This is a genomic window from Chryseobacterium capnotolerans (assembly GCF_021278965.1).
Lineage (GTDB): Bacteria > Bacteroidota > Bacteroidia > Flavobacteriales > Weeksellaceae > Chryseobacterium > Chryseobacterium capnotolerans.
In genome coordinates, this window is record NZ_CP065589.1 from 1743583 (window position 1) to 1755757 (window position 12175).

The following is a 12175-nucleotide window of genomic DNA, read 5'->3' on the forward strand; positions in this document are numbered from 1 at the left end:
TGAATCTGGATTGGTTTTGTATTATTATTGAATATAATTTTAACTTATGATTTGATAATAAATTATTGAAAAAAAATAGAAATAGGATGACAATATAGTAAAATATAAAATCCGATCTACCATGGTAGATCGGATTTTGTTTAAATCTTTATTAATGAAAAGCTATTGCCTTTTTATCTGATTACTTCTGTACCGCAGGAAGGGTTCCATTGTTTTTCTGTACTTTTTTATAAGTGAAGGTACACATCATGATACTGAATTCATATAAGATCAGTAATGGGAAAGCTGCCATCAGCATACTTAATACATCTGCCGGTGTAATAATTGCGGCAACTACCATAATTAGTACAATGGCATGACGACGGTAAGTTTTCATGAACATAGGAGTAAGAATTCCGATGCTGGTAAGGAAATAGATCAGAATAGGAAATAGAAAAATAACTCCCATACCTAGTACTACTTGTAAAAATAATGTAGTATAATCACTCAGATCATAGAGAGGAACAATAATGTCCGAAATTTTAAAGAGTACTCCAAAGTTAACCGCAAAAGGAAGAATCAAAAAATACCCGCATAAAACTCCGGTCATAAAAAGCATCCATACCGCATTAATGATATAAACTGAGTTTTTTCTCTCATTCGGGTGTAAGGCTGGGCTGATAAATCTCCATAGCTCCCAAACGATATAAGGAAATGCAGCCACCATTCCACCAAAAACGGAAACAGCCATCATCACATTGAACTGCTGATATAATCTTTGTACACGTACAGGAAAATCCTTCGGAAGATGGATGCTGTCTTCTCCTAAAATCATCCTTGAAAAATGATTAACAATTTTGAAAGTAGGGAAATCATTTCTTGTGGGGCCGAAAAAGATATGGTCCATGATCCAGTTGATATTGAAACCAACCACTAAGGCTGCAACGATGATAGCAATAATCGAACGGACCAAATGTCCTCTTAATTCTCCAATATGTCCCAAAAAGGACATGTCTTTGTTATTGTCCATATAATAGAATCTGTCAAAATACACACCAAAAAGGTAAGCAGTTTAAGTCTGCGAAATTATGAAATAATAATCAGTATTTAGAATTATTAGCCATGAATTTGTGTAGATTGATGTTGTAGATTGTTGACCTATTTTTTAAAACCTGTTCATATATAATAGCAGACAGCTTAAAAGGCTGTCTGCTAGGTTTTATTTCTGTGTTAAAGATTATTTTTTAGAATCTCCAATACTTTTTCTGCTACTGCTGCTCCGGATTGAGGATTTTGCCCTGTCACCAGATTTCCGTCAGCCACTGCAAAAGGGACAAAATCCTGATCTGCTTTTACATAGTGTGCTCCTTTGCTTTTCAGTACATCTTCTGTGAGATAAGGCATATGATCAGCCAGTTCAGCGGCAATTTCTTCTGCATTGGAGAAGCCGGTTACTGTTTTTCCTTCAATAAGGAGTTCTCCGTTCGAAAGTTTAATATTAAAAAGTCCTACAGCTCCATGACATACTGAAGATACAATACCTCCATTTTCATAAATACTGCGGGCTATTTCCTGTAATTCTATATTGTCCGGAAAGTCCCAAACTACACCGTGCCCGCCTGCATAATAAATGACATTATAATCATCAGAATTAATATCTTTTGGTTGTAAAGTATTACCTAATTTATTTCTGAAGGTCTCATCAGCATAATATTTCCAGTCTACAGGCTGTACAAACATCTGGAGAGAAATAGGATCGAGTGGGGTATACCCTCCTTTCGGACTTACAAAATCAATTTCATAGCCTTTTTCTGCCAGTTTTTCATAAAAATGAACAGCTTCACCCAGCCATAAGCCTGTTGCTCTTTCCATATTAGGATATTTTTCCACACTTGTCACTACGATTAATGCTTTCTTATTCATTGGTATTGTTGTTTAAAATAATAGAACAAAGATTGAAATTTTTACAAAACAATAATAAGGACATACCTCAAAAAAAGATGTGACACAGGTCACATCTCTATTAATATAATCTACTTAATGTTTCTCTTGAGACTCCTAGATAGCTTGCAATAAGCTGTTTCGGAATGTGATCTATAAAACCGGGATATTGTTTTATAAAGTCTTCATAGCGTTCTTTGGCAGATTTACTCATTAAAGATAGAATTCTTTGTTGTAAAGCTACATACCCGAAATTAGACTTTACCCTGAAGAAATGTTCTATGGCCGGCACTGTTGAGCAAAGGATATTCAGATTTTCATAAGATATTGCAAACACTTCTGTATCTTCAATGCAATCCACTGCAAGTGATGAGGTTTCCTGTTTGAAAAATCCTGCAAAATCTGAAATCCACCAGTTAGATGCTGCGAATTGAAGAATATGTTCTTTTCCTGTATGATCTATAAAGCTGCTTTTAAGGATGCCTTTCTCTATCAGAAAAATTTCATGTACAGGCTGATGTTCCTGTACGAGGAACTGTCTTTTCCGGAATCTCTTTTTTACAAAAAGATTTTGAACGATCTCAAATTCATCATCCGAAAGGGTGATAATTTCCTGAATATGTTCTTTTAGAAAATGGTGCATCTTAATTTAAAGTCTAGTTGATACCCTCATCAAGCAATTTATGCAGATCAATGATCCCAAAATACTTTCCGTTCTCAGTCACTACAAGCTGACCGATATTATTTTCTTTTAAAACCTTCATTGCTTCTTTGGCAAGAGCGCCCTTTTCAATCGTTCTTGGGTTGGCAGACATTATATTTTTTGCAAGAACTTTAGTAATATCTTCTCCTTTCATCAGCATTCTTCTTAAATCCCCGTCTGTAATTACTCCTACGATCTGATCTTCATTGGTAACAACAGTAATTCCGTGGCTTGATGCACTGATGGAAATAATAACATCTCTAATGGTAGCCTCTTCAGATACCTGAGGTTTTTGTGAAGAAAGAAACTGTTCAACCTTAGAAGTCAGGTTTTTTCCTAAGCTTCCTCCAGGATGGAATTTGGCAAAATCATTCGCCTTGAAATCGTTCAGCTCCATTAAAGCAACTGCAAGAGCATCTCCCAGTGCCATTTGAATGGTAGTAGAACTTGTAGGAGCCAGTTTATTAGGGCAAGCTTCTACATCAACATGGGTATCCAGAATAATTTCTGAAAATTCAGCCAGTTTACTGCTTCTGTTTCCTGTCATTCCGATCAATGCGGAAGAATAATCCTTTAAATAAGGGACAAGGTTTGCTATTTCGGGAGAGTTTCCGGAATTGGAGATACAAAGCACTACATCCTGTTTCTGTATCACTCCCAGATCTCCGTGAATGGCTTCTGAAGCATGCAAAAATTGAGATGGGGTACCCGTAGAATTCAGAGTAGCAACAATTTTATTACCCACGTGAGCTGATTTTCCGATTCCTACAACAATTAATTTCCCTTTGGCAGAGTGAATAATTTCTACAGCCTGGGCAAATGGGTCACCAATTCTGTTTTTTAATTTTTCTAATTCTGAAATTTCAATTTCTAGAGTGCTTTTAGCAATTGATATAATGCTGGTTCTATCCATTTTATGACAATAAGGTATACAAAAAAGTTTCTAAAAAACGTTATATTTTAAAAACAATATTTAATATAAATTTTATTTTTTATAAATTCGTTCGCTTTTATTTTAAGCAGAATTTTTATAACTTTGGGTTAGATGCAAATTTAGCAATAGAAAATTAGATGAGCGCAAAAAAAGCCAATTTATCAGGCGAATTGAAAAAGTATTTTGGGTTTTCTACATTTAAGGGACAACAGGAACAGATCATAGAAAACCTACTGAATGGGAAAGATATATTTGTTTTGATGCCTACAGGTGGTGGTAAATCATTATGTTATCAGCTTCCGGCACTTATTTCGGAGGGAACGGCAATCGTTGTTTCACCTTTAATAGCGTTAATGAAGAATCAGGTGGATGCCGTTAACGGGCTTTCTTCTGATGACGGAGTAGCGCATGTATTAAATTCATCATTAAACAAGACACAGACAAAGCAGGTTTTTGACGATATCAAAAGCGGCAAGACCAAACTTTTGTATGTAGCTCCTGAATCATTAATTAAAGATGATTATCTGGACTTTTTGAAAGAAGTTAAGATTTCTTTCTTTGCTATTGATGAGGCACACTGTATTTCAGAGTGGGGACATGATTTCAGACCGGAATACAGGAATCTTAAACAAATTATTGATAAGATCGCCAATGTACCGGTGATCGCTCTTACGGCTACAGCTACGCCGAAGGTGCAGGATGATATTCAGAAAACACTGGGGATGACCAATGCTTTGGTCTTTAAGGAAAGTTTTAACCGTCCGAACTTATATTATGAGGTAACTCCTAAAATTAATATAGATAAAGAGATCGTTAAATTTATCAATCAGCATAAAGGAAAATCAGGGATTGTCTATTGTCTGAGCAGAAGAAAGGTGGAAGAATTTGCCCAGCTTTTGCAGGTCAATGGAATTAATGCACTGCCTTACCATGCCGGACTTGATCAGAAGGTGAGAGTAGCCAATCAGGATAAATTTCTGATGGAAGAGGTAGATGTTATTGTAGCAACCATCGCTTTCGGGATGGGAATTGATAAACCAGATGTACGTTTTGTGATTCACTATGATTTCCCGAAATCATTGGAAAGCTACTATCAGGAAACGGGAAGAGCAGGAAGAGATGGTGGAGAAGGGCATTGCCTGGCTTTTTATGATCCTAAAGATATTGAAAAACTGGAAAAATTCCTGGCTCAAAAGCCTGTATCTGAAAGAGAAATCGGATTACAGCTCCTCAATGAAGTAGTAGGTTATGCTGAAACTTCAATGAGCAGGAGACAATATATTCTTTATTATTTTGGAGAAAGCTTTGATCCTGTGAAAGGTGATGGAGCTAAAATGTGTGACAACTCATCCAATCCTCCGAAACTGAAAGATGCTACTTCTGATTTAGCGAAGGTTCTTGAGCTGATTAATGATACGGGAGAAAAATTCAAAGCAAAAGATCTGATCTCTGTTATTGTTGGAAAAGAAACGGCTGTTACCAAATCTTATAAACTTGAGCAGAATCCTCATTTCGGTTTTGGAAAAGAAGAAAAAGACAACTATTGGAAAACCATTTTGAGACAGGCAACCGTTCAGAATTTCTTACAGAAAGATATTGAAACCTATGGTGTTTTAAAGATCGAAGAAAAAGGAAGGAATGTATTGGCTGGTAAATCTAAAGATGTTTTCTTAATCGCTGAAGACAGAGAATTTGATCTTACACAAGCTAAGGCAGATAGTGACCAGCTGCAACAACAGGCAGGCGGAGGTTTAGATCAAAAACTGTTTACCCTATTAAAGGAACTAAGGAAAAAAGTAGCCAAAAAACATGGAATCCCGCCTTATACGGTATTTATGGATCCAAGTTTGGAGGATATGACGGTTCAATATCCGATTACAATAGATGAAATCAACAAAATTTATGGTGTAGGAGAAGGGAAAGCCAAGAAATATGGTAAAGAATTTGCTGATTACATTAAAACTTATGTTGAAGACAATAATATAGAACGTACTCAGGATATGGTATTGAAACAGGTGGCCAATAAATCCAGCCATAAGGTTTTCATTATCCAGAGTACTGATAAAAAGATTGATCTTGAAGACATTGCAAGAGCCAAGAATCTTTCCATGGATGAACTTTTAAAAGAAATGGAAAGAATCGTGTACCAGGGAACCAAATTAAACATCGATTATTATATTGAAGATAATTTTGATGAAGATATTGTAGATGGTTTTATGGAGTTTATGAATGAATCTGAAAGTGACAGTATGAAGATTTTATTGGATGAATTCGGAGACGAATTGTCTGATGAAGAGGTAAGAATGCTGAGAATTAAATTCATCAGTGATGTTGCCAACTAAGGAAATGAAATATGAAAAAATATAAAAGTTCTTCTTCGGAAGAACTTTTTTGTGTTTTAGAAAATATAAATAAGATTGCTCTATTTTCTAACTCATTTTTTGAAATCTTATATGTAACGTTATAATATTCTATGTCGCTATGTAGTTCAACATTTTTTAAACCACATAGCGACATAGATTTTTACAAATCAATTTATTCATAACAACTAAGACCGATTGCAGTAATATACAATTTTATCCTAGATAAAATCTTTGTGTCTTATAGCGGTAAATATTAAAAAAACGGTTTTGCAATTTTCTAATAAACACATATTTAAGAGTTAGATTATTTTGTTTTGCCAGCAATGGTAAAAGGAATATTTGATTTGTAATTAAACTTTTTAGTAACTTTAACTGATGAAAAAAATATCTGTCATATTTATTCTGCCGGATTTAGAAACCGGAGGCGCAGAAAGGATAGTTACTACCATTGCAAATCATCTTTCCAGGGATCGTTTTGAGCCTAAGATTTTGCTATTGCGTAAACAAGGCGGATATCTTGATTTTCTGAAAAAAGATGTTGAAATCATCGATATCAATACAGAAAGAATCCGACATTCTTTAAAACCTATTTTAGGAGAAATTTACAGAAGAAAACCCGATATTGTATTTTCCGGTTTTGGAGAAGTGAATGCTTATTTATCCTTATTTATCAAGCTTTTTCCCAGAACGAAGTTTATTGCAAGAGAAACGAACGTAGTGACTCAGCATGTGACAAGAAAAGAGATCAAATTTTTCTATAATTTTTATAATAACTATCAGAAAATCATTGCTCAGAGTGATGATATGATGAAGGATCTCGTTGATAATTTTAATATCAAAAAGAAAAAGATTGTTAAGATTAATAATCCGGTAGACTTTGATTTTATTGATGAGAAATTGAAAATTGCCTTAAAACCTGAAGCATATAAATACAACTATAAGAATGTAGTTGCTATTGGTAATTTATCGGCTAGAAAAGGATTTGATAACCTGCTGAAAGTGTTTTCTAGACTCAAAAATGAAAATATAATGCTTCATATTCTGGGGGATGGAAAAGACAAAGATGTTTTGCTTCAGATGAAAGAGTTTTTAGGGTTGAAAAATGTTATTTTCCATGGAAGACAGGAGAATCCCTATCAGTTTTTAAAGTATGCGGATCTGTTTATCCTTTCTTCAAGATATGAAGGGTTTCCCAATGTGCTTTTGGAAGCGGGCGCTTGCGGAACGTATTCGCTGGCCAATAATTGTCCGGGAGGAATTAACGAGATCATTCAGCATAATGTGAATGGAGAAATTGCCAATATTGAAAACTATGAAGATTTTGCACAGCATATTATGAAAGTAATGCATCAAAATTATAATCGTGATGCTATAAAGAACTCCATTAAATCCAGGTTTTCAAAAAATATTATTTTAGATAAATACGAAAAAGTATTATTAGACCTGATCCATAAATAATTCATATCTCTAAGGTTTAATGACGAAAACAATCCTACTTATTGCTTTCATGCTGATATCTATAACAGCGACGGCTCAAAAAAGCCAGATAGCCAGAAAAGAATTGCTGAAAGCTTCAATGAACCAAAAAATCACTACTGCTGAAGTTCAGGAGATAACAATGGCTGGAGGGCAGGCTGCTCCCAAACACTTGCATCCATGTCCGGTAATAGGAATTATAAAGTCTGGTGAAGCTGTTTTTCAGATAGAAGGACAGGAGAGTATGGTTCTTCATGAAGGAGATGCCTTCTATGAGCCTAAAAATGTTACTATTCTTCATTTTGATAATGCCTCGAAAGAAAAGCCATTGGTTTTTACGGCAATGTATTTGAAAGAAGGACATGAAGAAAACATACAGTTTTTAAATAAATAAGATGAAAATAATGTTGGTAGATCTATGATATTGGAAAGCATTGCTTTTCTGTTCTCCTATTAATTACCATTTTGGCTGCCTACAATACGTATTCAGATTTTAGAATCTTAAAAGAAAAGTCAAACCGTTTTTATATAAAAGATATTGTGGCGATGTTGGGAGCTTTGGCAATTGCTCTGGTATTTATGTATTATCTCAAATTCATTGGCTTTCTTTGGAATCCGGTGGTGATCTATTCAGGAGTAGGATATCTTTTGTTGGTGATTTCCTATGATGTTTTTCGGTATTGTATTCCCAGATCACGATATGGTAATTTGTGGCGTTATGAACATTCCAGTAAAATGATCAGTACGATGGGAGTCCTTTTATCAGCATTTGTAGGAACTCTTTTACCGGACTATAAACCCTATAGTTAGATTCTTCCGTCTTTGTTCATGACATTGATGATGATCTTTTTTAATATTAAAATTTATATCCGATTGAAAAACAAAATATCAGACTGAGTGAATAAAAGTTTTTTATAGAAAGCACCTTTTCCCTGAAGTATGCGGTTGATCTTAATTTCAGGTTGATGGGTTTTTAGTATTTTTGTATTTCAAATAAGAAATATAATGAAAATGATTCCTAAAATAGGATGCGCTTGTGAAAAACCAGACCACAATTATACCGAATTTAGAAGTTCTGAACTAGGAATAGATCATACAAACGGAAGATATGGAGAAGTAAGTATCCAGCAATGTAAGTTATGCCAGAGAATATGGATTCATTATTTTGTTGAATATGAACATTATTCCAAATCAGGAAGATGGTATAAAGGAATTGTTTCGAAAAAAGATCGCCCGCAGATCACTCCGGAAAATGCCGTGGAGTATCTTGAAAGTCTTGAATGGTATGTGTATGGAGGTTCTTTTTTTGAAAGTGCCGGAACGATCGGAAATGGCAGACTACAGCTGGATTGATCACCGCGTTAAGGTATTCAAAATTTTTTGATCTCAAAATTGATAAAACTCACTTTGGTGCTTGGTAATTTATATGTAAATTTGTGAGACTTAAGATAGATAATAATAAACAAATTCATAAAATAACATGAGTCAATTCGATGTTACCGTAATAGGTTCTGGTCCTGGTGGTTATGTAGCTGCGATCCGTGCAGCACAATTAGGTTTCAAAACAGCAATTATTGAAAAATATTCAACTTTAGGCGGAACTTGTCTTAACGTTGGATGTATTCCGTCAAAAGCGCTTCTAGACAGCTCAGAGCATTTCGAGAATGCAAAACATAATTTTGCAGGTCACGGGATCATCATCAACGAGCCGCAAGCGGATATCGCAAGAATGATCGAGCGTAAAAACGAAGTGGTAGATCAAACGACTAAAGGGATCAACTTTTTGATGGACAAAAACAAGATCACTGTTTTTGAAGGATTGGGAAGCTTTGAATCTGCTACTCAGATTAAAATCACTAAAAAAGACGGTTCTTCTGAAACGATCGAATCTAAATATACAATTATTGCAACGGGTTCTAAACCGTCTTCACTTCCTTTTATCACTCTTGATAAAGAAAGAGTGATTACTTCTACTGAAGCGTTAAACCTTAAGGAGGTTCCTAAACACTTAGTTGTAATCGGTGGTGGAGTAATTGGTCTTGAATTAGGATCTGTATACCTAAGATTAGGAGCTCAGGTAACTGTAGTTGAGTTCATGGATAAAATCATTCCTGGAATGGATGGAGCTTTAAGTAAGGAATTAACTAAAGTTCTTAAAAAACAAGGAATGAAGTTTATGCTTTCTACAGCAGTTTCTGCAGTGGAAAGAAACGGAGATACTGTAAAAATTACTGCTAAAGATAAAAAAGGAGAAGAAGTAGTTGTAGAAGGAGATTATTGTTTAGTTTCTGTAGGAAGAAGACCTTATACAGATGGTCTTGGTCTTGAGAAAGCAGGAGTAGAACTAGACGAAAGAGGAAGAGTGAAAACAAACGACCACCTTCAGACTAACGTGGCTAACATCTACGCTATCGGAGACGTTATCAAAGGAGCAATGCTTGCTCACAAAGCTGAAGAAGAAGGTGTTCTTGTTGCTGAAATATTAGCTGGTCAAAAACCACACATCAACTATAACCTGATTCCAGGAGTTGTATATACCTGGCCGGAAGTTGCAGGAGTAGGTAAAACTGAAGAACAATTGAAAGCAGAAGGAGTAGCTTACAAAGTAGGATCTTTCCCAATGAGAGCATTAGGAAGAAGCCGGGCAAGTGGTGATACCGATGGTCTTGTGAAAATTATTGCAGACGAAAAAACCGACGAGGTTTTAGGAATGCATATCATTGGAGCAAGAGCAGCAGACCTTATTGCTGAAGGAGTAATTGCTATGGAATTCCGTGCAAGTGCTGAAGACATCGCAAGAAGTTCTCACGCTCACCCAACGTATGCAGAAGCTATTAAAGAAGCTGCATTGGATGCTACAGCGAAGAGATCTATCCACATGTAATATTTGATTAAAATTAATCATTTAAATAATAAAAGAGGAGCAGTTGCTCCTCTTTTTGTTTTTTCTTGCGCTTTAGAAACATTATCCTATTTGAACTCTTTGCGGCCTAGCATTTATCCAACCACTTTATTCATTGTTATAGTAGAATATACTTTTAATAGAAGTACATGAAGGATTTATTCATACATCAGACATAGTCGATGTTTAGAATTTCAGCTTTAATGGTGGGATAAGTTTTTTTGGCATAGAAATGGAGACTGATTTTGAAAAAATAAATATGAAGAAAATTTTTATAGGTTTAATGCTTGTGATGGGTGTCAGCTCTTTCGCTCAACAGGCTGGGAAGGCTGGTGAATTACTGAGAAATGAAGCATCTGCCACAGAAATGAGAATACCCAAATTTGATACAAAAAGCAAAACCTTTGATCGTAATCAAGAAAATGAAAGCGGCAGGATAAAAAATCCAAATTACCAATGGAATAATAACTATAGATATGCTGAGGTTTTTTTAAGAATTCCCGAACAAGGCTTTTTTACCGTTGAAGTTGGTGATCAGATGATTGCCAATGGCTCTGGAAAATATCGTTTTTTTGATCTTCAATCCGGAAGAATACCCATATCGATCTATGAAAATGGGTTTTTAATTTACAGAACCTCTCTGATGCTTCGAAATAATAGCAGAATGGTGTTAGATTTCTTCACCAATGAAGGTTTGTATCTGCTAGACTCATATCCTGTGCAAGGGCAATATGGATTTAATGACTGGAATGATCTCTGGAACAATCCATACGGGAACCAGTCCGGAAATTGGAATAATCCTGGGAATGTGATGGATAATGCTACTTTCCGCCAGTTTTTTGAAATGCTGCAGAAAAATGAAAAGTTTGATGATGGAAAATTAGCTATGATTAATCAACAGATGAGAAATTCTATGTTTACTGCAGTGCAGATAAGAGATTTGGTAAAGTCATTAAGTTTTGATAAAAATAAGTTAGCACTGGCAAAGTCTATGTATTCGAACTGTGTAGATAAGAATAAGTATTTTGTAGTATATGATGCCTTTGATTTTGAAAATAGTAAAAGAGAGCTAAGGGATTATATTTCCAAATAATACACAGAGAGAAGTTTTTTGACTTCTCTCTTTTTTTGCTAAAAATGAAAACCATTTTAAATAGAAATATAAGGGGCAGGGATTCTATCTGAGATAAAAATTGAATGTGGATAAATGCTCTCGCAGATCTTGCTGATTACGCAGATTTATGGCTATGAATAAGTATTTTATTTGCTGAGAGCTTTTGATTCTCTTGCGTCTTAAAGCAGTTAGTGTTATAACTCTTTTGTGCCTTAGTGTCTACTAACAAAATGAGAAAGTTACGAGAAATAGAAAGATTTTAGGTGAAAATAACATCAAGTAAACCACTCATTCATCTACATTACTTTCATTTTATCATAAAATTTCGAATTTTTGGGAGCAATATTAAATTGTATTCCGAAGGTGATTCCTTTAAAATATTTTTCTGTATGTATGGGAAAAGCATAGCCGGTATTGAGAAATAAAGCATTAAATAATGAGATTCCAATTCTGGGTTCTATTGCGTATGGGTTGATGGATGTACCATATAATAAACCATTATTGATATAATACATATTGGCCTCCGGAATAAATTTATTGTTTCCATTAAAACGTGTATAAAGTATCGAAGGTCCTATAATCAAAGATTTATAGCTAGATTTACCCAATCTGAATTCCAGGCCAGCCTGCAAAACATTTCTTCCCATATAGCGGTAGGCCAAATTAACAGCTGCTTTATCTAATATTTGAGCATTTATCATCATGATTGATACGAGAAATGCTGCAGCAAAATATCTTTTCATGTTTTTCAGTTTTTTCTGTT

12 protein-coding genes are annotated in these 12175 nt (G+C 34.9%); 7 read left to right on the forward strand and 5 right to left on the reverse strand.

The annotated features are described in order from the left end of the window. Nucleotides 1-181: 181 nt before the first annotated feature. The 4 genes from tatC to H5J24_RS08225 all read right to left on the reverse strand — a co-directional run bounded on the left by tatC (nt 182) and on the right by H5J24_RS08225 (nt 3536). Nucleotides 182-1009: a twin-arginine translocase subunit TatC gene (tatC, locus tag H5J24_RS08210; RefSeq protein WP_068943600.1), complete on the reverse strand. Its 828-nt coding sequence runs from the start codon at nt 1007-1009 to the stop codon at nt 182-184. Nucleotides 1010-1209: 200 nt separating this feature from the next. Then, nucleotides 1210-1902, reverse strand: a complete 693-nt coding sequence (locus H5J24_RS08215) for a type 1 glutamine amidotransferase domain-containing protein (RefSeq protein WP_232816207.1) — start codon at nt 1900-1902, stop codon at nt 1210-1212. Between the two features lie 100 nt (nt 1903-2002). Next, entirely contained in the window at nt 2003-2563 is a 561-nt protein-coding gene (locus tag H5J24_RS08220; protein ID WP_068943598.1) for a Crp/Fnr family transcriptional regulator, read from the reverse strand. A 13-nt stretch (nt 2564-2576) separates the two neighbouring features. Beyond that, nucleotides 2577-3536: a KpsF/GutQ family sugar-phosphate isomerase gene (locus H5J24_RS08225; RefSeq protein ID WP_068943597.1), complete on the reverse strand. Its 960-nt coding sequence runs from the start codon at nt 3534-3536 to the stop codon at nt 2577-2579. A 158-nt stretch (nt 3537-3694) separates the two neighbouring features. Here H5J24_RS08225 and recQ point away from each other — a divergent pair, with 158 nt between their 5' ends. From recQ to H5J24_RS08260, 7 genes are all read left to right on the forward strand, one after another. Continuing rightward, on the forward strand, nt 3695-5899 hold the full coding sequence (recQ, locus tag H5J24_RS08230) for a DNA helicase RecQ (protein WP_068943596.1): 2205 nt from the start codon (nt 3695-3697) through the stop codon (nt 5897-5899). Nucleotides 5900-6295: 396 nt separating this feature from the next. After that, nucleotides 6296-7378 carry a glycosyltransferase gene (locus H5J24_RS08235; protein ID WP_068943595.1) on the forward strand — a complete coding sequence of 361 codons (1083 nt, stop codon included), beginning with the start codon at nt 6296-6298 and terminating at the stop codon, nt 7376-7378. A gap of 19 nt (nt 7379-7397) precedes the next feature. Then, nucleotides 7398-7790 (forward strand): cupin domain-containing protein, encoded by a 393-nt coding sequence (locus H5J24_RS08240; protein WP_068943594.1) that lies wholly within the window; start codon nt 7398-7400, stop codon nt 7788-7790. A 71-nt stretch (nt 7791-7861) separates the two neighbouring features. Beyond that, nucleotides 7862-8206 carry a hypothetical protein gene (locus H5J24_RS08245; protein WP_068943593.1) on the forward strand — a complete coding sequence of 115 codons (345 nt, stop codon included), beginning with the start codon at nt 7862-7864 and terminating at the stop codon, nt 8204-8206. Nucleotides 8207-8407: 201 nt separating this feature from the next. Then, a complete protein-coding gene (locus H5J24_RS08250; RefSeq protein WP_141395692.1) occupies nt 8408-8749 on the forward strand; it encodes a hypothetical protein in 342 nt (113 codons plus the stop codon). A gap of 127 nt (nt 8750-8876) precedes the next feature. Next, the gene (gene lpdA, locus H5J24_RS08255; protein WP_068943591.1) at nt 8877-10280 is read left to right on the forward strand and encodes a dihydrolipoyl dehydrogenase; all 1404 of its coding nucleotides are present in this window, start codon (nt 8877-8879) and stop codon (nt 10278-10280) included. A gap of 277 nt (nt 10281-10557) precedes the next feature. Continuing rightward, nucleotides 10558-11391, forward strand: a complete 834-nt coding sequence (locus H5J24_RS08260) for a proline and serine-rich protein 1 family protein (RefSeq protein WP_068945126.1) — start codon at nt 10558-10560, stop codon at nt 11389-11391. A gap of 317 nt (nt 11392-11708) precedes the next feature. Here H5J24_RS08260 and H5J24_RS08265 read toward each other — a convergent pair whose 3' ends face one another. Continuing rightward, complete coding sequence (locus tag H5J24_RS08265; RefSeq protein ID WP_068945125.1) at nt 11709-12155, reverse strand: hypothetical protein; 447 nt, start codon at nt 12153-12155, stop codon at nt 11709-11711. Between the last annotated feature and the right edge of the window lie 20 nt (nt 12156-12175).